Below are 26850 nucleotides of genomic sequence, written 5' to 3'. Positions count from 1 at the left end.
CTGCGTCCTCACCGGGGCCCGCGAACCATGCATCGCGGTCACACGGCTGCTACGCGTACGCGCGGACCGCCACGACGTGCGCCGAGGGGGCTCCGTTGGTCGCCTCGACGACGATCCTGAGCGCCGTCGACGTGACCGGCTCGTCCAGGGTGTGCACCTGACGGCGCCGCCGGTTGCCGTCCGTACGGGAGACGGTCCGCCAAGTGCCGTCCGCCTCGCGCGCCTCGACGCGGTAGTCCCGCAGCAGGGTGGGCAGCGTCTCGAACGAAGTCCGGTGGTGGTGCAGGTTGATCAGGTCCTCGTTGACGTCGTCGTCGGCGAGCACGTCGATCCGGCGGAGCGTGACCGGCCGCGGCCAGGCCAGCTCCAGCCACGCCCCGTCGCCGTCCCGGAGCGGCCCGGAGACCCACATGTGCGGACCGGCGTACGGACGGGCGTAACCGTCCACGGCCTTGGCGGGGGCGTACGCGGCGGTCTCGCCCGCCCGGAAGCAGAAGGCGCGGCGCAGAAGGCCGTTGTCGGTCCACTCGCGCAGCGGCTGCGGCGACTCGGCGGCCGGGTCCAGCGGCACGCGGGTGAACGCGAGCACGCCCGGGACCGGTCCGTCGGTGCTGTACAGGGCGAGGTCCGCGTTGGCCCGTACGAGGACGAAGGCGTTGCGGGCGCTCTCCGGAGTCCACCGGAGCCCCGTCCTGACCCACTGCTTCGACCCGGCGGCGACCGGGACGGTGACGGAGTCGACGAGGCGGCGGGGGACGTAGTTCTGGCCGAGTTCCGGGTCGTGGAGCTCGACGACGAGTGCCGTGTCCCGATCGGCGTCGACGAGCAGTTCGAGGCCGGTCAGTTCGGGATCGACGGGAAGCACCAGGCCGGCGTCGGCGGTCAGCGACAGGCGTTCCGGCAGCGCCCCGGCACCCAGGTCCGTCAGGCTGGACGAGGCCGTGACGGTGGCGCGCAGGGCCAGGTCGTCCGGGTCGCTCGACGCCAGACCGATGACGGAGGCGTCCTCCCGCAGCAGCGTGCGCTGCAGCGCGGGTACGTCGAGCGCTCGCGGGGCGACACCCCGCGCGGCACAGAGCGCGGCGGCGGTGCCCGCGGCCTGGCCGACCGTCGCGCAGGTCGCCATGACCCGGGTCGAGCCGAAGGCGACATGGCTGGCGGAGATGTTGCGCCCGGCCAGGAGCAGGTTGGTCGTGTTCACCGAGTACAGGCTCCGGTAGGGAATGGGGTAGACCCCGTCCGCGTAGCGCTGCTTGGCGCCGTCCCCGTCGGAGTACATGCCCTTCGGCGGATGCAGGTCGATGGACCAGCCGCCGAACGCGACCTGGTCGGCGAATTCGGTCTGGCCGAGAATGTCGCCCTGGTGGAGCACGTAGTCGCCGAGGAAGCGCCGGTACTCGCGCTTGCCGGGCACCGAACCCACCCACTCCAGCGTCATGTCGTCGGCGTCGAACTCGCCCGAGTTCTTGATGTGGTTCCAGATGCCGTGGATGACCGCCCACAGCTCGTCACGGATGACATCGTTGTCATGCACCGTGTCCAGCTCTCCGCCGAACTCGATCCACCAGTACGCGCAGCCGTTGTCGCCGGACTTGATGATGCGCCGCCGCGGGATGGAGGTTTCGGCGATGTTCTTGGCGAAGGACGGCGGCACGTACTTGACCGGGTGTCCGGCGTCCTTGGTGTAGAAGAGCAGGGTCGATCCCAGCGTGATGCGATCGGCCTCCTCCGGTGCCCACGGTTCGTGGTACTCCGCCCGGGACTCCCGGCCGATGCGGTGCCGGGCACCAGCCAGGGCGCCGATCAGACCGTCCCCCGAACAGTCCAGGAACAGCTCGCTCTCGAAGCGGATGTGCCGCTCGGAGCCCATCATCCACCCGGTGACGGCGTTGATGTGCCGGGCGTCCTCGGGGCCCTGTGCGTCCACCTCCCGGACGTCGGTGTTGAGGTAGAGCGTGATCCCGGGCTCGGCCCGGACCGCGTCCAGCACGACCATGTCCCAGTAGTACGGATTCCCGTCCGGGTTGCGGAACTGGTTCTCGACGAAGAGTTCGCCCATGATGCCGCCCTCGCGGGCGTGGTGATTGTTGCCGTGCGCGGTGGCGCCGACGACCCAGACCCGGACTTCGCTGCTTGAATTCCCGCCGAGAACCGGCCGGTTGTTGATGAGTGCCACGGTACGGCCGAGCCGTGCGGCGGCTATCGCCGCGCAGACACCGGCCAGACCGCCGCCGACGACGGTGATGTCGTGCCGTGCGGTTTCGTGCCTCATGGTTCACGTCCCATCGGGGGTTGGTTTCGAGGCTGCAGAAGGTGTGCCGCACACCGCTGACGGTGAGGTGTCCTTCCCTCCCGGCCGGTGCGGCAGGTCCCGCGGAGGCACGCGGAACCAGGCGGGAGCCTATCTCCGCGAACGGCGTCGCGCCGAGGCTTCTTGGATCAACTCCCTTCGGCCCGCGGCCCGTTCGTCCGATCGTCGCGCCGACTGTTCCGCAGCGCGGAACACGGGCCCCGTCCGGGCGGCGCGGAGGGGGCGGACACCGGCTGCCCGCCCCCTCCGGTACTTCAATGGATCAGCACGTCAACACGTCAGCGCCACGGCCCCGTCACCGCGAACGTCGTCCCCGGGGTGTAGCAGTTCACGAACATCGTCCCGCCGTCCGGAGCGAACGTGACCCCGGCGAACTCTCCCCACTCGGGCTCCTGCGGCGTCCCGATGTTCTGCCGCCCGCGCGCCATCGCGTACACCTCGCCGCGCCGCGTCAGGCCGAACACATGCTGCGCGCCGCCGCCGTCCTCGCACACCATCAGCCCGCCGTCGGCGGCCAGGCAGATGTTGTCCGGGGACTCGCCGGGCAGCTGCACGTCGGTGCCGGGGCCGAAGACGATCACGAGTGTGAGGCGGCGCCGCTTGGGCTCGTACCGCCACACCTGGCCGTAGTGGTCGGCGGCGGCCCCCTCCGCGCTGTGCGCGAAACTGGAGACGAAGTAGACCGCGGACCCGCCCCAGTAGCAGCCCTCCAGCTTCTGTGCGTGGGTGATGCCCCTCGGTCCGAAGTCCTGGAACCGGATCGCTGTCTCGGCCGCCAGTGGATCTGGAACGGGAACCCACTCGATGCCCTCGAAGCTCGCGCCGGTCTCCTGGACCATGGAGAGGTCGGGGACGCCCGGAACCCGCATGGCCTCCAGACGGCCGCCGGCCCGCAGCGAGCCGGTACCGCCGAGCGGCTTGTCCGGCAGGAAGCGGTAGAAGAGCCCGAACGGCTTCTCGAACGCGTCCTCGGTCTCGTAGACGATCCCGTTCTTCGGGTCGATCGCGATGGCCTCGTGCTGGAAGCGGCCCATCGCGGTGAGCGGCACGGCCCCGGTGCGGTGCGGATCGGCGCCGTCCACCTCGAAGATGAAGCCGTGGTCCTTGGTGTAGCCGTTGGTACCGGCTCTGTCCTCGGTCTCCTCACAGGTCAGCCAGGTGTTCCACGGGGTGCGGCCACCCGCGCAGTTCACCGCCGTGCCGGCGATGGCGACTCGTTCGCCGAGGACGTTGTTGCGGCCGTCCAGCTCCAGGGCCGTACAGCCGCCCTTGCCCATCGGATCGTAGGTGAGGCCCTCGACGGTCGGGACCGGGCGTTTCGCGGTGACGCGGTTCTCGTGGTTGCGCACCAGGCGGACGTGGCCGTGACGGCCCGCGAAGGCGGCCATGCCGTCGTGGTTGCTGGGGACCGGGCCCTCGCCGGAGCGGAGCTGGTCGCCCTCCCGGGACAGCACCCGGTAGCGGAAGCCCTTCGGAAGGTCGAGCAGGCCGTCGGGGTCGGGCACCAGCGGGCCGTACCCGCTGTGTCCCCGGGCGGCCGCGGTGCCCGCGAAGAGTTCGGAGAACGCTCCGGTGAAGGCGATGGAGGCGACGGCGGCGCCGCTGCCGGCCAGGACCTGACGACGTGTGGCTCGCGGTCGTGACGTTTCTGATGACATGGGGCAACTCCCTGCTGGCGGACAGGAGAAGTGACCCGCATGTGTGTACCACGCGTATAGCCGCGCGGGAACCATGCGGGTCACTGACCCTGGGTGTGTCCCGGGCCGGGAGTGGCCCCTGTGGTCAGACCAGAGAGGCGGAGAGGGTGATCGTCGTGCCGGTCAGCGCCTGGCTGACCGGGCAGTTCGCCTTGGCTTCCTCGGCGGCCTTGATGAAGTCCGCCTCGCCGATACCGGGCACCTGGCCCTGGACGGTGAGGTGGATGCCGGTGATGCCGGTGCCGGGCTGGAGGGTGACGTCGGCCGTGGTGGTCAGCTCGGTCGACGGGGTGCCGGCCGAGGCAAGGCCGTGGGCCAGTGCCATCGAGAAGCAGCTGGAGTGGGCCGCCGCGATGAGCTCCTCGGGAGAGGTCTTGCCGTTCGCCTTCTCCGCGCGGGACGGCCAGGAGACGTCGAACTCGCCGATGCCGGAGGAGTCGAAGGTGACGACCCCCTTGCCTTCGAGCAGATTGCCGTCCCAGACCGTGTGAGCCTGACGCGTGGTTGACATGCCGAATCCCTTCAAACGGTGTGCGCGGTCGATACGGGAGTCCCGAGGTGCACGGGGCACCTCGGGTGGTGGACCCCCGGAGGGCGATACGTCCCCGGAGGGCGTACGTCCCCGAGGGCCGGTACGTTCCCGAACCTACTGCGCCACCAGCCCCTTCGCGTCGCGAGCCAGCGCCGTCAGCCGGGAGATCGCCCGGAAGTACTTCTTCCGGTATCCGCCGTTCAGCATCTCCTCGCTGAACAGCCGGTCGAACGGCAGCCCGGAGGCGAGCACCGGGATCTCCCGGTCGTACAGCCGGTCCGCGAGGACGACGAGCCGCAGCGCGGTCGACTGGTCGGGGACCGGCTGGACCTCGGTGAGGCAGACCGCCCGCAGCCCGTCCGTCAGCGCGCCGTAGCGGCTCGGATGGACCCGGGCGAGATGGTCGAGCAGCGAGGGGAAGTCGTCCAGGCTGGCACCCTCGGTGGCGTACGCCGCTCTGGTGACCTGCTCGTCGGAGTACGGTGCGGGCGCCTCGGGCAGCCCGCGGTGGCGGTAGTCCTCGCCGTCGATCCGCAGCGGGCGGAAGTGCGCGGACAGCCCCTGGATCTCCCGCAGGAAGTCGGCCGCGGCGAACCGGCCCTCGCCGAGCTTGCCGGGCAGCGTGTTGGAGGTGGCGGCGAGCGCGACCCCCGCCTCGACCAGCCTGCTCAGCAGCGACGACACCAGCACGGTGTCGCCCGGATCGTCCAGCTCGAACTCGTCGATGCACAGGAGCCGGTGCCCGCTCAGCGTCTGCACGGTCTGCTGGAATCCCAGCGCGCCGACCAGGTTGGTCAGCTCGACGAAGGTGCCGAACGCCTTCAGCGAGGGGGCGGCGGGGGTGGCGTGCCAGAGGGAGGCCAGCAGATGGGTCTTGCCGACGCCGTAACCGCCGTCGAGGTAGACCCCGAGCGGTGCCGAGGGAGCCGCGGGCTTCTTGCTGAACCACTTGCGCTTGCCCGAGCCGCTGGCATGCGCCCCGCCGAGCCCGGTCGCGAAGCCGCTCAGGACCCCGACCGCCTCGGTCTGGCTCGGCTGGTTCGGGTCCGGGACGTACGTATCGAAGCGTACGGAGTCGAAGCGCGGGGGCGGCACCATCTCGGCGACCAGCCGGTCGGCGGGTACGCGGGGCTCGAGGGCGCACAGGGAAAGGGGAGCCGTTTCGGCTATGGGGCTCTGCCCCGGCATGGCTGTGGAGGACGACACAACTCTCAACCTTAAGCGCCGTGCCAGACTGCAGAACATGCGACGCCTCTTCCCTGTGACCGACCTGACACCGGCTGACCACGAGGAGGAGTGGAGTCTGGACGCCCTGGCCGACGCCTACGCCTACCCCGAACAGGACGGCCCCTGGCTGCGCGCCAACATGGTCTCGACGCTCGACGGGGCCGCCCAGCACGACGGCCGCTCGCAGCCCATCTCCTGCGAGAGCGACATGCGGATCTTCGGCACCCTGCGCGGTCTGGCCGACGTGGTCCTCGCCGGGGCGGAGACGGTGCGCCTGGAGGGCTACCGCCCCGCCAGGGCCCGTGAGGCGTTCGCCGCCCGCCGGGCCGCGGCCGGGCAGGGGCCCGCCCCCGCGATCGCCGTGGTGAGCGGCAGCCTGGACCTCGACTTCTCGTTGCCGCTCTTCACCGAGCCGCTCGTCCCGACCCTCGTGCTGACCGGCGCCGGGGCCCCGCCCGGCCGGATCGAGGAGGCGCGCAGGGCGGGCGCCGAGGTGGTGATCGCGGGGGAGGGCTCCCGGGTGGACCCCGCCAGGGCCGTACAGGAGCTGGCGGACCGCGGGCTCAAGCGGCTGCTGACCGAGGGCGGCCCCAGGATGCTGGGCCAGTTCGTGGCCGCCGGGGTGCTGGACGAGCTCTGTCTGACCCTCTCGCCGATGCTGACCGCCGGAGACGCGCAGCGGATCGCGGGCGGCCCCTCGGTGGCGGTGCCGGAACGATTCACCCTGGCATCGATGCTGGAAGAGGCCGGGTTCCTCTTCACTCGGTACCGTCGAAGCTGACATTCAGCGGAATTTGTCGTTCCGGTTAGCCCCCGGTGGGCACAATTACTCTCGCAGACCCCGTGCGAGCACGGGGAAGGATGGTTTCAGCAGTGACCGGCGACGGTCACTGAAGCAGAAGGGCACCCGTGGTGTTCACCAGCGTTTTGATGATCGAGAAGCCCCTCACCTCCGAGGACGTCGAGTTCGTCACCACCCTGCACGGGGAGGAGCAGATCTCCTTCGTCGTGCTCATGCAGCCGCGCGGTGACCAGGCCGATGTGCTGCTGCGGGCGATCGACGACCTGGCGATGGGCGAACTGAAGGAAGCCGCCCGGGAGGGTGAGGAGCCGGAGGGCAAGAACGCCAGACAGCCCGCCGAACTCGCGCTCGAAGTGTCACTCGAGGCGCTGCGGCAGGCGGGCTCCGAAGCGGTCGGACAGGTGATCGAGGACCACCCCCTGGACAAGCTGAAGTCCGTGGTCGACGACGCGGAGGCGGACGAGGTCATCGTGCTGACCGCGCCGCACTACGTCGAGGAGTTCTTCCACCGGGACTGGGCGTCCAGGGCCCGCCACAAGGTCGGCGTACCGGTGCTCAAGCTCTTCGCGCACAGCGAATAGGCTGGGCGGGCACCTCGTACCGACTCGGGTACTCGTACTCGTACCGATTCGGTACTCGCATCGACCTCTGGGAGACACACGCATGGCACCCGGTATTCCTGCCGCCATGGAACGGCCGCACTTCATCGGCATCGGCGGCGCCGGGATGTCGGGCATCGCGAAGATCCTCGCCCAGCGCGGCGCCAAGGTCGCGGGCAGCGACGCCAAGGAGTCGGGTACTGCCGAGGCGCTGCGGGCGCTGGGGGCGACCGTCCACATCGGGCACGCCGCCGGACATCTGGCGGACGACGCCTCGTGCGTCGTCGTCTCCAGCGCCATCCGCGCCGACAACCCGGAGCTGGTGCGCGCCGCCGAGCTGTCGGTCCCCGTCGTGCACCGCTCCGACGCGCTCGCCTCGCTCATGGGCGGGCTGCGCGCCATCGCGGTGGCCGGTACGCACGGCAAGACGACCACCACGTCGATGCTGGCCGTCGCCCTGACCGAGCTGAACCTCGACCCCTCGTACGCCATCGGCGGCGACCTCGCCGGACCCGGCACCAACGCCGCGCACGGCGAGGGCGCGATCTTCGTCGCCGAGGCGGACGAGAGCGACCGCAGCTTCCAGAAGTACGACCCCGAGGTCGCGATCGTCCTCAACGTCGAGCTGGACCACCACGCGAACTACGCCTCGATGGACGAGATCTACGAGTCCTTCCAGGCGTTCGCGGGCAAGATCGTCCCGGGTGGCACCCTGGTGATCTCCGCCGACCAGGCGGGCGCCGTCGAGCTGACGGAGCGAGTCCGGGCCCTGCCCTCGCTGAACGTCGTCACCTACGGCGAGTCCGAGAACGCCGACGTACGCGTCCACAAGATCACCCCGCGCGGGCTGACCAGCGAGGTCACGGTCGTCCTGAACGGGAAGTACCTCACGTTCACGGTCTCCGTGCCCGGCCGTCACTACGCACTCAACGCCGTCGCCGCCCTCGCCGCCGGTGTCGCCCTCGGCATCCCGGCCCACAACCTGGCCTCGGCCCTCGGCAAGTACACCGGGGTCAAGCGCCGCCTCCAGCTCAAGGGCGAGGCGGCGGGCGTGCAGGTCATCGACTCGTACGCGCACCACCCCACCGAGATGACCGCCGACCTCGAAGCGATGCGCGGCGCCGTGTCCGACGCCCGCCTCCTGGTCGTCTTCCAGCCCCACCTCTTCTCCCGCACCCAGGAGCTCGGCACCGAGATGGGCCAGGCCCTCGCCCTGGCCGACGCCTCCGTGGTGCTGGACATCTACCCGGCCCGCGAGGACCCGATCCCCGGCATCACCAGCACCCTGATCATCGACGCCGCGCGGGCCGCGGGCGCCGACGTCACCGCCGTCCACGACAAGGCCGCGGTCCCCGGGGCCATCGCGGGAATGGCGAAGCCCGGCGACCTCGTTCTCACCATGGGAGCGGGCGACGTCACGGACCTCGGCCCGCAGATCCTGGACCACCTGTCGAGCTGAGGGAGCGACGTGTCGTACGACATCGAGAAGCCGGACGAGCAGTGGCGGGCGGAGCTGACGCCGGCCGAATACGCGGTCCTGCGCCAGGCCGGCACCGAACCCGCCTTCGTCGGTGAGTACACCGACACGAAGACCACGGGTGTCTACTCCTGCCGCGCCTGCGGCGCCGACCTGTTCCGCTCGGACACCAAGTTCGAGTCGCACTGCGGCTGGCCGTCCTTCTACGACCCGAAGGACAGCGACGCGGTCGAACTGATCCAGGACCGCAGCCACGGCATGGTCCGCACCGAGGTCCGCTGCGCACGCTGCGGATCGCACCTCGGCCATGTCTTCGAGGGCGAGGGCTACCCCACCCCGACGGACCAGCGGTACTGCATCAACTCGATCTCGCTGCGCCTGGCCCCGGACGAGGGCTGAGGGGCGACAGCCAGGACGGGGCCCCGGACGCGTTCCGGGGCCCCGTCCCGCCGTGCGGGCTCAGTGCACGTCCCTGCGCATCGGCACCAGGACCGCGACGAACGCCGCGACCAGGGCGTACCCGGCGAGCAGTAGTCCGCCGCCGACGGGGGAGAGCAGCGGCACCGGGCCGGTCGCCAGTTCCGCGGCCATCGCGTCCGCCACATAGCTGAAGCCGGTCAGGGACGCCGTGGCACCGCCGGGCAGCAGCGGGTAGAGGAGTTTGACGCCCGGGATCATCATCAGCAGGTACTCGCCCGCGTACAGATAGCCGACGACGACGGCCAGCGCCGCGACCTGATGGCGGATCAGCGCCCCGGCGGCCACGCCCAGCAGGGTGTACACCGCCATCGCCACCGCCGGCCGGACGAGCAGCCCCAGCACTTCGCCGGTGGGCATGCCGGGGGTCACCCCGCGCGCCGCGACACCGCCGAAGAAGGCGGCCGCCGCGGTGCCCGCGAGCACCAGCCCGTACAGCAGGCCGGCGACGCCGTACGCGACGAGCTTGGCGGTGAGCACCTGTCGGCGCCTCGGGGCGTGGAGAAAGGTGTACGTGGCGGTGCGGTGCCGGTACTCCGACGTCATCGCCAGGGTGCCGAGCGCGGCCGGCAGGAACACCGTGAAGCTCAGCGTGCCGAGTACGGAGCGGACCCCGGCCTCGGTGTCCAGGCCGGGCGCCGGCGGATCGAGGTTCTCCGGGCCGACCAGCGTCATCAGCCCCACCATGCCGCCGCCCAGGACGACGGCCGCGAGGAGCGCCCAGAGCCAGAGGCGGGTGGCGGCCAGCCGCCGGAACTCCGCCTTGACCAGTGCCTTCATCGCAGTCCCGCCTTCTCGTCGGTCCGTATCGGTGGCTGGTCGTGTCCGGCCGCTCCGTCGTCCCCCGCCAGCCGGAGGAACAGCTGCTCCAGGCCGCCCCCGACGGTCAGCCCGTACACCCGCAACCGCTCGGCGGCGGCCAGATCGGCGACGGTACGGTCCGCCATCCCGTACACGCGCAGGCTGCCGTCCGGCATGAGGTCCACCCGGTCGGCGGCCCCGTCCCGCGCGGTCCCGCGCAGCAGTGCGGCGCGCAGCGCCGTCGCGTCCGGGGAGCGGACCAGCACCGTGCCGGGCGACGACCGTTCGATCTCCGCCGTCGGTCCCGCCGCCACCAGCCGGCCCTTCCGGATCACGACGACGTCCTCGACGATCTGCTGCACCTCGCTCAGCACATGGCTCGACACCAGCACGGTGCGTCCCTCGGCCGCGAGACCGCGCAGCAGGCCGCGCAGCCAGGCGATGCCCTGGGGGTCGAGTCCGTTGCCCGGCTCGTCCAGCAGCAGCACCCGCGGATCGCCCAGCAGTGCGGTGGCGAGCGAGAGCCGTTGCCGCATGCCCGTGGAGAAGGTACGGGTCCGGCGGTCCGCCACGTCCGCGAGCCCCAGCCGGGTCAGCAGCCGGTCGACCCGGTCGGCGGGGTGGCCGCCCATGGTGCGGTAGATGTGCAGATGATCCCGCGCCGAGTGGCCGGGGTGGACCGCGGAGGCGTCGAGCACGGCGCCCACGGTGGCGGAGGGCCTGGGCAGGTCCACGTACCGCTTGCCGTCGATGGTGGCGGTGCCCGAGGTGGGAGCCACCAGGCCGAGGATCATCCGCATCGTCGTGGTCTTGCCCGCGCCGTTGGGGCCGAGGAAGCCCGTCACGACGCCCGGTCGCACGGTGAAGCTCAGGTCCTCCACGGCGGTTGCGGCTCCGAACCGCTTGGTCAGCCCGCTGACCTCGATGTACGGGCCCTGCGGCTGTCCGCTCATCGGTGGCACCCCATCCGCTGCTCGATGAGCTGTGCCGACTGCCGCGCGTCGTCGAGCGAGAGGACCAGTTCGTCGAAGTCGCCGCCGAAGGCGGCGCGGTCCAGTTCCACGCGCAGCCCCGGCCTGCCCCGGTAGGCGGCCACGAGCCGGCGAGGTCCGGTGACCAGCCCCCATACGCCGATCTTGGCGATTCCGGAGGCGTGCAGGCCCTTGCGGGTGCCGTGGGCGGCGCGCAGGGGCTCGTCGACGACCGTCACCCGGCGGACCGCGGCGAGCGGGACGTCCAGGGAACCGAGCCGGGTCCATATGCGCTCGCGGCCGCTGAACTCGATGGTGAGGCCGGTGTCGGAGATGTTCATCAGTGCCATGGGATTCCCCCCTCGTCGAGGGCCCGGACGGGCCCCTGGGCAGTCGCGCGGGGACACCGCGTCGTCATATCTGCCATGAGCGTCTGTTCTATTAGATGTATAGCAGATAGGATTGGGGTGTGTACCTAGTGCTCGACCTCGACAGCGAGGTGCCGATCTATCAGCAGATCCGGGACCGGGTGGTGGAAGCCATCGCGGAAGGGGCGCTGGCGCCCGGTGCCGGACTTCCGTCCACCAGGCAGCTGGCCGTCGATCTGGCGATCAACTTCCACACCGTCAACAAGGCCTACGACCTGCTGCGACGCGAAGGGATCATCCGCATCAACCGCAAGAGCGGTGCGGCGGTCCGGTCCGACGTCAAGCAGCCGTCGGACGAACTGCGGGCCGGCGTCGACTGGGAGGCGCGCATGCGCACCCTCCTCGCCGAACTCGATGTCCGCGGGATCCCGAAGGAGGAGGTGACGCGCCATGTCGCGACGGTTCTGGACGGCTTCCCCGCAAGACAGGACGAGACGCCCTGACCCAGGGGGCCGCCGCGAGGAACGGCTCGCGGATCCGAAAGGCCGGGCCCGGTGCCGGTGCGACGTCCCGCCCTGCCGGGACCAGTGACAAGAACGGACAGGTGAACACCTTGCTGCTCTACGCAGCTCTCAATTTCGGCATGCTCGCGGTGCTGAGCGCCGTCCTGTACGCCGCCCCCAGCCCGCTCCTCAACCCCGCCGCCGTCCCCTTCGGCGTCCGCGTACCGCCGGACAAGGTACGTGCCACCGCCGTCGAGGAGCAGCGCCACCGCTACCGTGGCGCGATCCTCGTCGTCGCGGCCGTCGTCACCGTGCTCGGCTCGGCGCTCGGCGCCGCCCTCGGCACCCTCTCCGCCGGGGCTGTCGGCTCCCTGCTGCTCTGCGCCCTCGCCGCCGCGCTGTGGGTACGGGCCCACCGCTCCATAGCCCGCGCGAAGGCGGACGGCGGCTGGTACCGACAGGCCCGGCAGGGCGCCGTCACGGACACCTCGCTGCGCACCGACCCGGTCCGCTTCCCCTGGAGCTGGACCGTCCCCGCGCTCGTCGTCATCGCCGTCAGCATCGCCGCGGGCGTCATCGTCTACCCCGGGCTGCCCGACCGCCTCGCGATGCCCCGGAGCTCAGCCGGCGGCACCGCCTACGACACGTACCCGACCGGCGTGTGGTCCGCCTTCGGCCTCGTCCTGTGCCAGGTGTTCCTCACCCTCGCCATGGCGGCCGTGGTCGCCGGACTGCTCCGCGCCCGCGGCGACCTCGATGTGGCACACCCCGTGGCGGGCGCCGCACGGTACCGCCGCTACCTCACCGTCACGGCCCGCTCCATGATGGGCATCACCGCCCTGCTGAACCTCATGCTGCTCGGGCTGTCCGCGCTGATGTGGAGCGACATCCGCTCCACGCCCGCGACCCTGGCCGTCACCGGCGTGCCGCTCGTCGCGGTCCTCGCCGTGGCCATCGGCCTGGCCCTGCGCGTCGGGCCCGCCGGCAGCCGGTTGCGAGCGCTCGCGGACGAGGAGGACACCGGACTCGTCCCGCGTGACGACGACCGCTTCTGGCGCGGGGCAGGCGCCGTCTACATCAATGCCGACGACCCCGCGGTGCTGGTGCCCAAACGGGTCGGCATCGGCTGGACGGTCAATCTCGGCAACCCGCGGTTCCTGATCGCCGCGGCCGCGGTCCTCGCCGTCGTGGCGGGAGCGGCTGCCGTCGTCCGGGCCGTGTGGTGAAGCCGTGCCCGGCGCCGGATGCCCACGCCGCCGAACCGCTCCCGGCCGCCGGGGGCCGGGAGTCGGGGGCGACGCCGGTCGTCAGCCCTCGTCCTCGGCGCTCTCCGGCTTGAGCAGCGGATGGGCGACGCCCGGGAACACCCGGGCCCGCACCACCGGCTCCGCGGCTCCGCCCTGGACCACCGTCTCGGCGACACCCCAAGGCCGCCCCCGCAGCACCACGGTCAGGATGTACGTGGACGCACAGCCCATGCAGTCGTAGCGGTCGGCCCAGGTCTCCACGTCCGTGACGCTGCCGGGGTAGCGCGCCACGTGCCGGTGCAGCGCGTGGCAGCGCTCGCACCGCTCGCCGGGCTCGCAGGTGCCGCCGCAGGGGCACGGCACATCGAGCGTGTCGGCGGGGCGCCAGCGCTGGGTGAGGACGGCCTCGCGTGTGGCGCCCATGTCCTTCATGGCCTTCAGATTGCGGGCCGCGACGTTGTACGACTCGCCGGTCGCGGCCATCCGGTCCCGGATGACGTCCTTGCGTCCGCGGTTCGTCGTCATCTGTTCCTCCTGGGGGTGTCACGCAGCCCGCCGGGAGCGCACGAGATCGATGTGTCACACGGTACCGGTCACCCCGGACGGGCCACGACCTCCGTGTCCCGTCCGGGACCGCCGGGGACCACACGACAGCGCTCGGCTACGACCGCCGTACCCGCGCCGACAGCCTGCTGCCGAGCCGTCTGCGCAAGCCGTCCGGCCGGTTCCACGCCCGGAACGCTTCCGCCGTACGGCTGCTGCCCGCCCGCTCGGCCGCCTCCTCCACCGCCGCGACCTCGCTCCCGGACAGCCCCCGCACCACCGGACGCAGCACCTCCGCGAGCAGCGCCTGACGAGTCTCGCCCCAGGCCGGGCCCGCGTGCGGGTGGGAGCTCCAGACGGTGAAGCAGTCCGCGACATAGGCCGGGTCCGAGCGCAGCCGGGCGAGCACCGCGTCCCGGCGGGCGGCCGCGCCGTAGGCCGCGATGAGGTCCGCGTCGCCGCAGTGGACGAACGCGTAGAGCTCCGCCTCGGGCCGGTCCGGGGCGAGCAGCCGCCCGGTCAGGGCGCCGAACGCCTGCTCACGCACGCCCGGCTCCACCGGCTCCGCCCCGGCGCACAGCTTCCGGGCCTGCTCCGCCCAGCCCGGCTCCGCCGCCCCCGAGCGGACGTCCCGCGCGAACTCCAGGAGGTGCAGCGCGCCGCGCGCCCGCGCGTCGATCTCCAGCGGGAAGCCGCGCAACAGGTCATGGGCCAGCTCGGGGGCCTCCGCGTCGTCGGCCGGGGCACCGAGCGCCGCCGCGACGAGCACGGACCACGTACCGGCCGTGCGATGCGCGTCGGACGTGCTCCCGGCCAGCAGCAGCCGGGCCTCGCCCGTCGTGGGAACGCCGTCGCCCCAGACCAGACCGACCGCCGTACGCAGCACCAGCGGCTCGGTGAACGGTGACATGCCACCGGCACGCAGCACCGCGTTCAGCACCTTCACCCGGTCGTCGTCGCCGCCCGTCCTGGCCTCCGGCGCCGCCGCGCACATCCGCAGGTGCGGCAGCGCCTGCGCCCCGGTGAACGGCAGCGCGACCCCGGTCAGCAGCCGCTCCGTCGCCGACGGGTCCTGCGGGGCGATCCGGTCCAGCTCACCGAGGAGTGCCGTACGGACGTCGAACTGCTCGTCCAGGAGGTCGAGCAGCACCGCGGCGCAGTCGGCGGCCCCTTCGTCCAGCAGCGACCGGGCCATCCGGCCCACCACGTCGGGGAGCAGCTCCGCGCACTCCACATCGAGCAGCCGCGCGATCCGCAGCAACTGCACCGCACGCCCCACGGTCCGTCCGGGGACGACGGTCGCGGAGGCCGCGAGGGACGTGCCGGTGGCGAGTTCGGCACGCAGGTCGTCGCCCAGCGCCGTGACGAGTGCGGCGACGGCACGCTCCCCGGCCGGTCCGGCGAAGACCGAGCGCGCGGGCGGTTCGAGTGCGAGCCCGCCGCCACGTACCGCCTCCGTCACCAGCAGAGCGCCGAGCGACGCGGTCACGGCGGCGTCGGACCGCCCGTCGAGAGCGGTCAACAGGCCTGCCACAGCCGAGAGTTCGTCATCCGTGCGGTCGAGGCCGGGTGTGGTCAGGGCCTCGGTCAGCCGCCGCGTCCGCTCCTCGTCCAGCGCGTATGGCCGCTCGGCCGCCCAACGTGCCGCCGCGGCACGCCCGTCGGGCCCGAGCGGTACGCCCGCGCAGAGCGCCGTCACGGCGAGCGGCCCGGCCGCGAAGGGTTCGCCCGGCAGCTCCGCCGCCACCCGGAACAGCTCGGGGGACCGGGCGCGCCAGATCCGGGCACAGGTCTCCGCCCAGGCGTCGCCCACCGGCTCCCCGGGACGCGTCCCGGTGCAGTCGCGCACCAGGAGCCCGCTGTCCGGGCCGGCCGGTGCGGGGGCGTCCTCCGGCCGCACCCCGACGACCTGGTGCGGGGAGTCGGCCGGGCGGCGGGTGTACGTGGTGAAGGTCAGCCGCTGGGCGGTCTCCGGCGGGAGCACGGCCCCGGCCAGGGCGATCCACCGCGCCACATCGGCGCAGCTCCGCTCCACGAGGACGACCCGCGCCGACGAGGACTCCTCGCACACCCGGCGCAGATCGGCGAAGACCGCCGCCAGCCAGGGGCTCCGGGAGACCGCGAAGTCGTTGAGCGCCTCGGGACCGAAGGCGGCGGAGGCGGGCAGGGCGGTCATCGGGCGGGGCGTGCCGCCGGCCGGAGTGGTGGCCGTCCAGTTCGGCGACCGCCAGGCCGTGATCGGCAGCGCGCCGCCCGGCAGCCGGGCACCGGCCGGAATATGCACCGCGTGCGCGTGGAAACGTCCGGCGCCGGGGCCGCCGAGTGCCACGGCGCGGCTCAGCAGATGACTGCCGTCGGACAGCGCACTGAAACTGAACGCCTCGGGGAACGAACGGAGTTCGCCGGTGGTGGGGTGGTACGGAGCTCCGGCGGGCGGCTGGTAGCCCAGGAGCTGCTCGGCCTCCGCCAGCACCGGCGTGGGTATGCCGGCACCGACCGCCGTGAACCGTGCGCCGCCCCCGTCTTCCCCCGCACCGGCAGAGGTGTAGTGCAACTGAGCGAGGCTCATGCGTCGGCCCTCTTCGTCCTTGCCGCGAACGTCCCCCGTAGCGTCAGCACGCCCGCTCCGCAGGCCGCCCGTCGAGGGCAGGCCGTCCGGGCGTGGCGACGACCCCGGCGGGGAGCGGTCCGCAATCGCGGGAGCGACGCTATCAAGGCACACCGCTCCGTACGCACCCCGCCGGAAGGTCACCCGGGCGACTCCCGCCGGGCGGCCGCGCGTCCGCGCCGCACCCTGGTCCGGCGCGCGGCCAGGACCCTGCTCAATGCGCCGTCGTCACCCCAATGGCCTACGCACCGTCCGCCCCGCCGGTCGTTGGATTCCATCGGATTGCACAATCCCCCGAGGGCGCAGCTCATGGGCCCAAGGGTCCGTCCGCGTACAGGAGTTACTCCGTTGAATCTCAAATCTCTCACCGCGGCAGCCGCTGTTCTGGCGCTGGCCGGTCTCACCGGTTCGGCCAACGCGGCGCCCGGCACGGTCTCCGGCGACGGTGGCAACCGCATCGGCACCCTGCGTGTCAACGGCGACGCCTACGTCAAGGAGGGCGGCCTCAGCGCCACGTGGGTCAAGGAGTCCGGGGACGTCAAGCAGGTCACCCTCTCCGGCAACCGCATCGGCGTCCTCACCGGTGACGGTGTCGCGTGGGTGAAGGAGGGGGGCCTCAGCGCCACCTGGGTCAAGGAAGCCTCGGACGTCAAGCAGATCGCGCTCTCCGGCAATCGCATCGGCGTCCTGAAGGACAACGGCGAGGCGTACGTGAAGGAGGGCGGGCTCAGCGCGGCCTGGGTCAAGGAGTCCGACAAGGTCAAGGAACTGGAACTCTCCGGCGATCGCATCGGTGTCGTCACCGGTGACGGTGTCGGGTGGGTGAAGGAGGGTGGCCTCGGCGCCAGTTGGGTGCGTGAGTCGGACAACGTCATCGGCATCGACCTGGCGGGCAACCGCATCGGCGTCCTCGTCGGCAACGGTGTCGCGTGGGTGAAGGAGGGCGGGCTCAGCGCCTCCTGGGTGCGCGAGGCCGACGACGTCATCCAGCTCGAACTGTCGGGCAACCGCATCGGCGTCCTCAAGGACAGCGGCGACGCGTACGTGAAGGAGGGTGGCCTCAGCGCGTCGTGGGTCCACGAGTACACCCACGCCATTCAGATCGCCCTGTCCGGCAAGCGGATCGGCGTCCTCAAGGGCGACGGCGACGCACGGGTCAAGGAGGGCGGCCTGAGCGCGACGTGGGTCCTGGAGGCCGGCAACGTCACGGAGCTGGCGCTGTCCTGACCCGCGGTCTCCGCATGTGACCCGTGCCATCCGCCGCGCCGCACACCGGTGCCGACTTCGGTGTGCGGAGCGGTGCCGCCAGGGCGTGCGCCCCGCCGGGCCGGAATAATCCCTGGTCAGGGATTTAGCGCTTCGGTAGAAAGGAGCCATGAGCACTCTCTCCGCCCCTGCCCCGGGCCCCGCCCCCGTGGAACGCAAGACCTTCATCCGCACCGAGTTCGACCTGGGGGACGCGGTGCTGCGCCCCTGGAGCCGGGCGGACGCCGATTCGCAGACCGTGCTGGACGCGTTGGTGGCCGCCGTGGCGGACCCGGCGATCGCCCTGTGGAACCCCATCGCGACGGCCGACCGGGACGCCGCCCGCGCCTGGGTGGAGGCGCGTGACGGCGGGTGGGAACGCGGTGCGGTCGCCGCCTTCGCCATCCGGGACGCCGCCGACGGCGGGGTGCTCGGCGGCGTCTCCCTGCGCTGGGTCGACCGCGAGGACGGGCTGGCGATGGTCGGCTATTGGCTGCTGCCTGCCGCCCGTGGGCGGGGCCTCGTGACCAGGGCGGTCGCGGCGATGACGGACTGGGGCTTCGACACCGCCGACGCCCGCCGCATCGAGATCGCCCACGCCGTCGGCAACCCGGCGTCCTGCCGGGTGGCCGACCGCTGCGGCTACCTCCCCGAGGGCACCCTTCGGGACTCCCACCGCTTCGGCGACGGCGAGTACCACGACGAGCACCTGCACGCCCGGCTGTCCAACGACCCGCGACCCGACGGATTCTGACGGAACAGCAGATCGTCCGGGAATCGGCCTTCCCTCTCACCACCGTGTTCGAGCCGGGCCCCTCGCTGGCCGAGGTCATCGTCGCCGAGGGCGCCCTGCCGACCGGGGCCGTCCGCGCGCTCGGGGCCCGGCTCGCCGACGCGCTCGTCGCGGTGCACGGAGCCGGCCTGGTCCACCGCGACGTGAAACCGGCGAACGTGCTCCTCGCGCTCGACGGGCCCCGGCTCATCGACTTCGGCATCGCCCGCCACGAGGGCGCCACCGCCCTCACCGAGCCCGATGCGCTGATCGGCACGCCCGGCTACCTCGCCCCCGAGCAGGCGTCCGGGGAGCGGGCCGGGCCCGCCTGCGACGTCTTCGCGCTGGGCTGCGTCCTCGCGTACACGGCGACCGGCCGCCGCCCGTTCGGGGACGGCGGGGCCGCGTCCGTACTGTTCCGCACCGTGCACGAGCCACCGGACCTGCACGGCCTCCCGCCCGCCCTGCTGCCGCTCGTCGAGGCGTGCCTCGCCAAGGACCCGGCGGCCCGGCCCACGGCCCGGGACGTGGCGCGGGCCCTCGCCGAGGGGCCCGACGAGGACCCGCGCGCCTGGGCGCCGCCCGGACTGGCCGCCCTGATCGCCGCCCGCTCGGCCGCCGCCCTCGACGTCCCCGTCCCGGACCTGCCCACCGTCATCGAGGAACCCTCCGCACCCCGTCCTGCCCGGCGGACCGTGCTGACCGCCGGGGCGGCCTCGGTCCTGCTGGCGGGGGGCGCGGTGGCGCCTGGACGACGGCGCGGCGGTCCGGCACCGGGGCGGCCCCCCCGCACCCTCCCCACCCACACCATCGGCCTGCACGCGGACCTCACCGGACCGGGCCGGGCCACCGGCCTCGCGTACCAGCGCGGCATGCGGCTCGCCGTCGACGACCACAACGCCCGCGCCGACGCCCCCTTCCGGCTGGCCCTGCGCACCGAGGGCGACGCCGGGGACCCCGCCCGCGCGCTCCGCGCCGCCGACCGGCTGGCCGCCGACCCGAAGGTGCTGGCGGTCGTCGGGCCCACCGGGGGCGTCGTCGCCGCATTCGTCGTCGAGCGCTACTCGATCGTGGCAGGTCCCCGTCCTTCAGGGCGGGGAGCGGAAGCCAACTGGTCCAGGTCCGCCCGGCCCGGCGGCCGGCGATCGTGGAGGACGGCGCGACCCCGTGGGCGCCTGGGCGATCACGGACTTCTTCCGGGACGGCCTGCCCAAGGGCACGAAGGTGACCGTGCACCCGGTCGCGGCGGGCACCGACGACTTCGGCCCGGTGGCCCGCGCGGTGGTCGCCGAAGGCGCGGACGCCGTCGTCCTCGCCTCGACGTCACCCACCCGGGGCGCCCGCTGCGCGGTCGCCCCGGCCGCCGCCGGGTTTCACCGGCAGCCGCGTGTCCACCGGCCACGTCCTGGCGCCCGCCTTCCTCGGCGGTGCCGGGAAGGCCGCCGGGGGATGGGTGTTCGCCCAGGCGTACAGCGACCCGTCCGGGCTCCCGGCCGCGAAGGCGTTCACCGCCGCGTACCGCGAGCGCTTCGGCACCGCACCCGCCCGCTGGGCCGCCGAGGCGTACGACGCGGTCGGGCTGATCGCCCGCGCGGCCCGTGCCACCAGCGCCACCGGGGCGGAACGCGAACGCATGGCGCGGCGTCTCTTCCTGACCACCCACCCGGGCATCACCCGGACCCTGTCGTTCTACGCCGACCGGCGGGTGCGGTTCGAGACGGGGATCTTCCTCTACCGGGTCGAGGGCGGACGGGCCCGGTCCCTGGGGCCCTACACCAAGGTCTGAGCCGGACCCTCCGTGCGCCGGGCCGGGGAACCGCGCCGACGGCATGAAGCGGATCTTCGGGCGCGCTTAAGAAATCCTCGATGGACCTGTGGCGCGGGGTGCGGCAGATTTCTCGGTGACGGCAGAGGATGGTGCGCGGCAGCCGGTCGACACGCGCTGCCATGCCCCCGTCCCTCTCGATCCTCCCCGGGCCGCGGGCTTCGTTCAGGTAAGCCCCCGGCCCGGGGTACTCAACGCCGCACCAGCGCAGGGAGCCGCAGCCGTGAAGGCACTCGTGAAGCAGAAGGCCGAGCCGGGACTCTGGCTGATGGACGTGCCGGAGCCGGAGATCGGCCCCACGGACGTACTGATCAAGGTGCTCCGTACCGGCATCTGCGGCACCGATCTGCACATCCGCAACTACGACGGCTGGGCCCAGCAGGCCGTGAAGACGCCGCTCGTCCTCGGCCACGAGTTCGTCGGCGAGGTCGCGGAGACCGGCGCGGACGTCGTCGACATCAACGTCGGCGACCTGGTCAGCGGCGAGGGCCACCTGGTGTGCGGCAAGTGCCGCAACTGCCTGGCCGGCCGCCGCCACCTGTGCCGCTCCACGCTCGGGCTCGGCGTCGGCCGGGACGGGGCGTTCGCCGAGTACGTCGCCCTGCCCGCGTCCAACGTCTGGGTGCACCGGGTCCCCGTCGACCTCGACATCGCCGCGATCTTCGACCCGTTCGGCAACGCCGTGCACACCGCGCTGTCGTTCCCGCTGGTCGGCGAGGACGTACTGATCACCGGCGCCGGACCGATCGGCATCATGGCCGCGGCCGTCGCCAAGCACGCCGGCGCCCGCAACGTCGTCATCACCGACGTCAGCGAGGCCCGCCTGGAGCTGGCCCGGAAGGTCGGCGTCAGCCTCGCCCTGAACGTCGCCGAGGAGACCATCGCCGAAGGCCAGCAGCACCTCGGACTGCGCGAGGGCTTCGACATCGGCCTGGAGATGTCCGGCCGGCCCGAGGCGATGCGCGACATGATCGCGAACATGACGCACGGCGGCCGGATCGCGATGCTCGGACTGCCGTCCGAGGAGTTCGCCGTCGACTGGGCCCGCATCGTCACCTCGATGATCACCGTCAAGGGCATCTACGGCCGCGAGATGTACGAGACCTGGTACGCCATGTCCGTACTGCTGGAGGGCGGCCTCGACCTCGCCCCCGTGATCACCGGCCGGTACGGCTACCGCGACTTCGAGGCGGCCTTCGACGACGCGGCGAGCGGACGCGGCGGCAAGGTCATCCTCGACTGGACCTCCTGACCACCCGTATCCAGCTATCGAGCCGGGAGACACCCCTCATGTTCGACTCCGTACGCGACGACATGCGCACCACCCTCGAAGAGATCGAGGCCGCCGGACTCCACAAGCCCGAGCGCGTCATCGGCACCCCGCAGTCCGCGTCGGTCGCCGTCACCGCGGGCGGCCGCCCCGGCGAGGTGCTCAACTTCTGCGCCAACAACTACCTGGGCCTCGCCGACCACCCCGATGTGATCGCCGCCGCCCACCAGGCGCTGGACCGCTGGGGCTACGGCATGGCCTCGGTCCGCTTCATCTGCGGCACCCAGGAGGTCCACAAGGAACTGGAGCAGCGGCTCTCCACGTTCCTCGGCCAGGAGGACACGATCCTCTACTCCTCCTGCTTCGACGCCAACGGCGGTGTCTTCGAGACCGTCCTCGGCCCGGAGGACGCGGTCATCTCCGACGCCCTCAACCACGCCTCCATCATCGACGGCATCCGCCTCTCCAAGGCCAAGCGGTTCCGCTACGCCAACCGCGACATGGACGATCTGGAGAAGCAGCTCAAGGAGGCGTCCGGCGCCCGGCGCAGGCTCGTCGTCACCGACGGTGTGTTCTCCATGGACGGCTACGTCGCGCCGCTGCGCGAGATCTGCGACCTGGCCGAGCGCTACGACGCCATGGTCATGGTCGACGACTCGCACGCCGTCGGCTTCGTCGGTCCCGGCGGCCGCGGCACGCCGGAGCTGCACGACGTGATGGACCGGGTCGACATCATCACCGGCACCCTCGGCAAGGCGCTCGGCGGCGCGTCCGGCGGCTATGTCGCGGCCCGTGCCGAGATCGTCGCGCTGCTGCGCCAGCGCTCCCGTCCGTACCTCTTCTCCAACTCTCTCGCCCCGGTCATCGCGGCGGCCTCGCTCAAGGTCCTCGACCTGCTGGAGGCCGCCGGTGACCTGCGCGAGCAGCTCAACGCCAACACCGCGCTCTTCCGTACCCGGATGACCGAGGAGGGCTTCGACATCCTGCCCGGCGACCACGCCATCGCCCCCGTCATGATCGGGGACGCGGCGAAGGCAGGCCGGATGGCGGAACTCCTCCTGGAGCGCGGTGTGTACGTGATCGGGTTCTCCTACCCGGTCGTCCCGCAGGGCGCGGCCCGCATCCGCGTCCAGCTCTCGGCCGCGCACTCCACGAAGGACGTGAACCGGGCCGTCGACGCGTTCGTCGACGCGCGGGCCGCCCTGGGGGAGTAGCGCCCGAGGTCTCACCGGGGAACCCCGCCCGGGCGGGGTTCCCTCCGTGACCTGGGACAATGGGTCACATGATCGATTCACGGCGGCTGCGCATCCTCCGTGCGGTGGCCGACCACCGCACGGTGACCGCAGCCGCCGCCGCGCTGTATCTCACCCCCTCCGCGGTCTCCCAGCAGCTCGCCGCGCTGGAGCAGGAGACCGGGCACCGGCTCGTCGAACGGGGCGCGCGCGGCGCCCGGCTCACCCCCGCCGGGGAGATCCTGCTGACCCACACCAACGCGGTGCTGGCCCAGCTGGAACGGGCCGAGGCGGAGCTCGCCGCGTACAGCGCGGGGGACGCGGGTACGGTCACCGTCGCCGCGTTCGCCACCGGCATCGGCCTGGTCCTCGCCCCCGCGATCGCCGGACTGACCCGCACCGCGCCCGGCATCCGGGTCCGGGTCCAGGACGCCGAGGGCGACGCGAGCGTGCCGATGGTGCTCGACCGGCAGGTCGATGTGGCGGTCGCCGTCGAGTACCGGGGTGCCCCGGACGAGGACGACCGGCGGCTGACCCGGGTGCCCCTGTACTCCGAGCCGTTCGACGCGGTGCTACCGGTCGGGCACCGGCTGGCCCACCGGGAACAGGTGGCGATCGCGGACCTGGAGAAGGACGCGTGGATCGGCCCGTACCCCGGCAACCCGTGCCACGACGTGGTGGTCCTGTCCTGCGAGTTCGCCGGCTTCCAGCCCAGGATGGAGCACTCCTCGGACGACTTCCGCGCGGTGGTCGCGCTGGCCGGGGCGGGTGCCGGGGTGGCGCTGGTGCCGCGGTCGGCGCTGCAGGGGATGGAGCTGACCGGGGTGGTGGTGCGGCCGGTGGAGGGCAGCGCGCCGACCCGCCGGGTCTTCGCCGCGGTGCGGCACGGGGCGGAGGGGCATCCGCTGATCGCCCCGGTGCTCGACGCGCTGGCCGCGGCGGCGGCACGGGAGGGGGCACTGCCCCTGCCCGCATCGCCCTGACACGCCGGGGCATCCACTCTCACGTCCGCCGCCCGAGTACGGACCGGCCGCCGCCGGACCATCCCGGCCACAGCGTCCCCGCACCCGCCGTCACCGTCACGGCCAGGGCGAGCATCCCGTACTGGGCAGGTGGCATGTACGGCACCGAACCGGTCACCGACAACGCGAAGGCCAGCAGCGGGACCGCCGCGACCAGCGTGCCGACCGCCAGCCCGGCCACCGCGACCATGCCCGTCTCCAGCACCAGCATCCGCCGCACCTGACGGCGGCCCGCACCGACCGTCCGCAGCAGACGGAACTCGGGTCGGCGGCCCACCGTGATCAGGGACAGCGTGCTGACCACCGCGAGCAGCGCGAAGCCACCGATCACACCGACCCCGATGATGATCATGGCGTTGTCCTGGTCCGACGACGGCGGTGCGATCCGTACGTCGTCGGCCGTCGCGGGCCGCACCCGTGCCCCCGGGTACGGGGCGAGCGCGCGCCGTACGGCCGAGGCCGCCCCGCCGTCCGCCGAGCGGACCAGGATCTGCTGGTCGCGCGGGACCGATACGTGGCCGGCCAGCGCCTCGCGCGGCAGCATGAACTCGCCGAGCCCCAGGGCCCGTTCGTAGAGCGCCACCACCCGCAGCCGTACCTCGGTGCCGTCGCCGAGACGGAGCTCCACCGAGTCACCGATGCCGACACCGAGATCGGACGCCCGGTCCTCGCCGACCGCCACCGTGCCGCTGCCGGTGAGATCCGCCGGATCGCCCGCCGTGACGCGCGGGTCGAGCGTGCCGGACAGCTGGTCCGCCGTCACACCCAGCACGGGGAACCGGTCCAGCTTCGGCTCGCCCATCTCGCGGTGGGCGAGCACGACGCCGGAGCGCAGCACACCGGTCGCCGCCACCACCCCAGGAGCCTCGCGCACGGCCCGCGCCGCACCGGCCGGCAGCCCGGCGGCCGGGCCCGTCACCACCAGGTCGGCCCGGAGCGCGGCAGCGGCCTGCCGGCCGGCGGCCCGTTCCAGCGTCGAGCCCGCCGCCAACTGCACGCAGACGAACGCCACCACCAGCACGATCGGGGTGATCGCCGCACCCAGGCGCCGATGGTGCGCGGCGGCGGACCTGGCGGCGAGGAAGCCCGCGACCCCACCGGCGCGCCGCACCGGCGTGCCGAGGACCCGCGTCGCCACCCGGGCGATCCACGGACCGAGCAGCGCCACCGCGATGATCAGCGAGGTCGCCGCACCCGACGCGGCCATCGCGGCGGCCTGCCCGCCCTGCGCCGTCGCCGCACCGGCCGCGCTCACGCCCGCCATGGCCAGCACCGCCCCGGCGACCGTACGCACCCGCCCCGGTTCGCCCGACTCGGGCGCACGGGCCGCGCCCAGCGCCGCGGCGGGCCGCAGCCCGGTGATCGACCGGGCCGCGAGGACCGCCACCGGACGGGCGGCGAGCGCGACGAGCGCCGCGGCCGCGGCCGTCGCGGCGAACGGCAGCCACACCGGCACCGGCAGCGGCAGCGCGTCCGTCGTCAGCAGCGACCGCATCAGCAGGCCCAACGGCACCGAGGCGATCCCGCCCAGCACCGCCGCAGCCCCGGCCACCCGGCTCACCTCACGGCCGACGGCCGACCTGAGCTGCCGTGGCGTCGCCCCCACGGCACGCAGCAACGCCAGTTCACCGGAGCGCTGGTGGACCGCCTGGGAGAGGGTGCTGGCGATCACCAGGAGCGCCACCATGAACACCGTGCCCGTGATCGAGGCGAGCACCGGCAGCAGTTCGCCGCGGGCGCCTAGCGCGTCCGGGTACTCGGCCTGTCCGCGCTCCGGACCGGTGAGGACCCGGACGTCACGGTCGCCCCGGGCCCGGTCGGGCAGCGTCTTCTCCAGCGCTGCCCGCAGCGCGTCCGTGGCGACCCCCTCCTCGGCGAGGACGCCGATCGCGTCGACCGTGCCGGGGTGTCCGGCCAGGGCGGTGAGGCGCCGCTCGGTGAGGAACACGGCGGGGGAGCCGCCCCGGTGGGCGGTGCCGGCGACCCCGCTCACGGTGTACGGCCGGGGAGCCCCGTCGACCTGAAGGGTCACCCGGTCACCGGTCCTGCTCCCGGTGGCGGCCGCCAGCGCGCCGTCGAGGACCACCTCACCGCCGGTCCGCGGCGGGCGTCCGTCCGTCAGCCGGTACGGGGTGAGCGCGGCGGCCGCCCAGGAACGGGCGGAGCCCGGGGCCGCGCCGCCCTCACCGGCCACGGTCAGCGGCACCGAATCGTCCGCGACGGCCTTCGCGACACCCTGCGCCGCGGCCGTCCGCGCCACCACGGAGCGGTCGAGCCGCACCCGTTCCGGCAGGTACGCCGTCGCGGTCTGCGGCTCGCTGCCCCACGGCTTCGCCGTGTAAGTCACCCGCTGGTCGGCCGCCACCACCGCGTCGGCCCCCGCGTATCGCTGTACCGGCGGCCGGGCCAGCAGCAGTGAACCGACGACGAGGGCGAAGGCGCCGATCAGCGCGGCCGCCGCCGTGGCCGCCGTGAACACCGAGCCCCAGGCCCGGCGATGGGCCTTCAGCGAACGCCGGGCGAGAAACGCCGGCGCCCGCCGGACCCCGGCCCGCACATCCGGCCCGGGTCGTGCCGTGCCCTCGCTCCCGCTCCTCCTGCTCATCGCAGCCGGCCGCCGTCCATCGTCAGCACGGTGTCCGCCCAGCTCGCCGCCACCGGATCGTGGGTGACCATGACGACCGTACGGCCGTCGATCCGCACCGCGTCCCGCAGCAGACCGAGCACAAGCGCCGCCGACTCCGGGTCCAGGGAGGCCGTCGGCTCGTCCGCGAAGATCACCTCGGGTCCGGTCACCAACGCCCTTGCCACCGCGACCCGTTGCTGCTGCCCGCCGGAGAGCGTCGCCGGGCCCTGCGCACCGCGGCCCGCCAGGCCGACCCGGGTCAGCAGCTCCCGTCCACGGCTCAGCACCCGCTCGTCCCCGGGGTCGGCGCCCGCCAGCACCAGCGGCAGCACGACGTTCTCCTCGATGCTCAGCGAAGGCACCAGGTTGAGGGCGTGCGACTGGAAGACGAAGCCGATCCGGTCCCGGCGCAACCGGGTCAGCGCCGCCTCGGAGAGCGCGCCGAGATCGGTGCCCGCGATCCGTACCGTGCCCGCCGTCGGACGGTCCAGCCCCGCCGCGCACTGGAGGAACGTGCTCTTCCCCGAGCCCGAAGGACCCACCACCGCGGTGAAACTCCCCACCGGGACCGAGCAGCTGACCGCGTCGAGCGCGGCCGTCCCCCCGCCGCCCCGGTCGTGGCGCCGGCTCACCGACTCCAGACTCAGCGCGGGAGCCCGCACCGCCGTGATCGTCTCCACCGTTGACCCCACCAT

Annotated in this window: 23 protein-coding genes and 1 pseudogene; 13 read left to right on the top strand and 11 right to left on the bottom strand. The window is 73.0% G+C overall.

Annotated elements, in window-relative coordinates; all coding sequences use genetic code 11:
* Positions 1 to 49: 49 nt before the first annotated feature.
* The 4 genes from OHA19_RS09505 to zapE all read right to left on the bottom strand — a co-directional run bounded on the left by OHA19_RS09505 (position 50) and on the right by zapE (position 5746).
* On the bottom strand, positions 50 to 2272 hold the full coding sequence (locus OHA19_RS09505; protein WP_405749889.1) for an FAD-dependent oxidoreductase: 2223 nt from the start codon (positions 2270 to 2272) through the stop codon (positions 50 to 52).
* 317 nt (positions 2273 to 2589) lie between these two features.
* Positions 2590 to 3969, bottom strand: a complete 1380-nt coding sequence (locus OHA19_RS09500; RefSeq protein ID WP_405749887.1) for an alkaline phosphatase PhoX — start codon at positions 3967 to 3969, stop codon at positions 2590 to 2592.
* A gap of 124 nt (positions 3970 to 4093) precedes the next feature.
* Positions 4094 to 4519 carry an OsmC family protein gene (locus OHA19_RS09495; protein ID WP_405749886.1) on the bottom strand — a complete coding sequence of 142 codons (426 nt, stop codon included), beginning with the start codon at positions 4517 to 4519 and terminating at the stop codon, positions 4094 to 4096.
* Between the two features lie 135 nt (positions 4520 to 4654).
* Entirely contained in the window at positions 4655 to 5746 is a 1092-nt protein-coding gene (gene zapE, locus OHA19_RS09490; RefSeq protein ID WP_405717507.1) for a cell division protein ZapE, read from the bottom strand.
* A 37-nt stretch (positions 5747 to 5783) separates the two neighbouring features.
* Between zapE and OHA19_RS09485 the strand changes: the two genes are divergently transcribed.
* The 4 genes from OHA19_RS09485 to msrB all read left to right on the top strand — a co-directional run bounded on the left by OHA19_RS09485 (position 5784) and on the right by msrB (position 9044).
* A complete protein-coding gene (locus OHA19_RS09485; protein ID WP_405749885.1) occupies positions 5784 to 6548 on the top strand; it encodes a pyrimidine reductase family protein in 765 nt (254 codons plus the stop codon).
* A gap of 149 nt (positions 6549 to 6697) precedes the next feature.
* Positions 6698 to 7150, top strand: a complete 453-nt coding sequence (locus OHA19_RS09480) for an indole-3-glycerol phosphate synthase (RefSeq protein ID WP_329193344.1) — start codon at positions 6698 to 6700, stop codon at positions 7148 to 7150.
* An 82-nt stretch (positions 7151 to 7232) separates the two neighbouring features.
* A complete protein-coding gene (gene murC / locus OHA19_RS09475; RefSeq protein ID WP_405717513.1) occupies positions 7233 to 8627 on the top strand; it encodes a UDP-N-acetylmuramate--L-alanine ligase in 1395 nt (464 codons plus the stop codon).
* Between the two features lie 9 nt (positions 8628 to 8636).
* Positions 8637 to 9044, top strand: coding sequence for a peptide-methionine (R)-S-oxide reductase MsrB (gene msrB / locus OHA19_RS09470; RefSeq protein WP_124721182.1), 408 nt, complete (start codon positions 8637 to 8639; stop codon positions 9042 to 9044).
* A 60-nt stretch (positions 9045 to 9104) separates the two neighbouring features.
* Here the strand turns inward: msrB and OHA19_RS09465 are convergent, their stop codons facing one another.
* The 3 genes from OHA19_RS09465 to OHA19_RS09455 are packed head-to-tail and all read right to left on the bottom strand — an operon-like array spanning position 9105 to position 11244.
* On the bottom strand, positions 9105 to 9902 hold the full coding sequence (locus OHA19_RS09465; protein WP_405717517.1) for an ABC transporter permease: 798 nt from the start codon (positions 9900 to 9902) through the stop codon (positions 9105 to 9107).
* Positions 9899 to 10876 carry an ABC transporter ATP-binding protein gene (locus OHA19_RS09460; protein WP_405717520.1) on the bottom strand — a complete coding sequence of 326 codons (978 nt, stop codon included), beginning with the start codon at positions 10874 to 10876 and terminating at the stop codon, positions 9899 to 9901. Before OHA19_RS09460 ends, OHA19_RS09465 begins: the two co-directional genes overlap by 4 nt.
* On the bottom strand, positions 10873 to 11244 hold the full coding sequence (locus OHA19_RS09455) for a hypothetical protein (RefSeq protein WP_405749884.1): 372 nt from the start codon (positions 11242 to 11244) through the stop codon (positions 10873 to 10875). Before OHA19_RS09455 ends, OHA19_RS09460 begins: the two co-directional genes overlap by 4 nt.
* 119 nt (positions 11245 to 11363) lie before the next feature.
* Between OHA19_RS09455 and OHA19_RS09450 the strand changes: the two genes are divergently transcribed.
* Positions 11364 to 11765, top strand: coding sequence for a GntR family transcriptional regulator (locus OHA19_RS09450; RefSeq protein WP_405717525.1), 402 nt, complete (start codon positions 11364 to 11366; stop codon positions 11763 to 11765).
* Positions 11766 to 11866: 101 nt separating this feature from the next.
* Positions 11867 to 12991, top strand: coding sequence for a DUF1648 domain-containing protein (locus OHA19_RS09445; RefSeq protein ID WP_405717527.1), 1125 nt, complete (start codon positions 11867 to 11869; stop codon positions 12989 to 12991).
* Between the two features lie 81 nt (positions 12992 to 13072).
* Here the strand turns inward: OHA19_RS09445 and OHA19_RS09440 are convergent, their stop codons facing one another.
* Entirely contained in the window at positions 13073 to 13537 is a 465-nt protein-coding gene (locus OHA19_RS09440) for a hypothetical protein (protein ID WP_405717529.1), read from the bottom strand.
* Positions 13538 to 13673: 136 nt separating this feature from the next.
* Entirely contained in the window at positions 13674 to 16124 is a 2451-nt protein-coding gene (locus OHA19_RS09435; RefSeq protein ID WP_405717531.1) for a GTPase-associated protein 1-related protein, read from the bottom strand.
* A 387-nt stretch (positions 16125 to 16511) separates the two neighbouring features.
* On the opposite strand from OHA19_RS09435, the gene OHA19_RS09430 reads away from it, so the two are divergent.
* The 7 genes and pseudogenes from OHA19_RS09430 to OHA19_RS09400 all read left to right on the top strand — a co-directional run bounded on the left by OHA19_RS09430 (position 16512) and on the right by OHA19_RS09400 (position 23490).
* A complete protein-coding gene (locus OHA19_RS09430; protein ID WP_405717533.1) occupies positions 16512 to 17390 on the top strand; it encodes a peptidase S1 in 879 nt (292 codons plus the stop codon).
* Between the two features lie 148 nt (positions 17391 to 17538).
* Positions 17539 to 18162 (top strand): GNAT family N-acetyltransferase, encoded by a 624-nt coding sequence (locus OHA19_RS09425; RefSeq protein WP_405717535.1) that lies wholly within the window; start codon positions 17539 to 17541, stop codon positions 18160 to 18162.
* Positions 18163 to 18206: 44 nt separating this feature from the next.
* Positions 18207 to 19763: a protein kinase domain-containing protein gene (locus OHA19_RS09420; protein ID WP_405717538.1), complete on the top strand. Its 1557-nt coding sequence runs from the start codon at positions 18207 to 18209 to the stop codon at positions 19761 to 19763.
* Positions 19652 to 19966, top strand: a pseudogene (locus OHA19_RS09415) (serine/threonine protein kinase); the annotation flags it as partial. The gene OHA19_RS09420 and the pseudogene OHA19_RS09415, both read left to right, overlap by 112 nt.
* A gap of 262 nt (positions 19967 to 20228) precedes the next feature.
* Positions 20229 to 21257 (top strand): L-threonine 3-dehydrogenase, encoded by a 1029-nt coding sequence (gene tdh / locus OHA19_RS09410; protein WP_405717541.1) that lies wholly within the window; start codon positions 20229 to 20231, stop codon positions 21255 to 21257.
* Positions 21258 to 21295: 38 nt separating this feature from the next.
* The gene (locus OHA19_RS09405; protein WP_405749883.1) at positions 21296 to 22489 is read left to right on the top strand and encodes a glycine C-acetyltransferase; all 1194 of its coding nucleotides are present in this window, start codon (positions 21296 to 21298) and stop codon (positions 22487 to 22489) included.
* Positions 22490 to 22557: 68 nt separating this feature from the next.
* Entirely contained in the window at positions 22558 to 23490 is a 933-nt protein-coding gene (locus tag OHA19_RS09400; RefSeq protein ID WP_405717545.1) for a LysR family transcriptional regulator, read from the top strand.
* Positions 23491 to 23509: 19 nt separating this feature from the next.
* Here OHA19_RS09400 and OHA19_RS09395 read toward each other — a convergent pair whose 3' ends face one another.
* On the bottom strand, positions 23510 to 26134 hold the full coding sequence (locus OHA19_RS09395) for an ABC transporter permease (protein WP_405749882.1): 2625 nt from the start codon (positions 26132 to 26134) through the stop codon (positions 23510 to 23512).
* A complete protein-coding gene (locus tag OHA19_RS09390) occupies positions 26131 to 26850 on the bottom strand; it encodes an ABC transporter ATP-binding protein (RefSeq protein ID WP_405717549.1) in 720 nt (239 codons plus the stop codon). The genes OHA19_RS09395 and OHA19_RS09390 overlap by 4 nt, the downstream gene beginning before the upstream one ends.

This window comes from Streptomyces sp. NBC_00012 (genome assembly GCF_045040875.1).
GTDB lineage: Bacteria > Actinomycetota > Actinomycetes > Streptomycetales > Streptomycetaceae > Streptomyces.
Note: the sequence above shows the minus strand (reverse complement) of the source record. Positions and strands in the feature narration are given on the sequence as shown.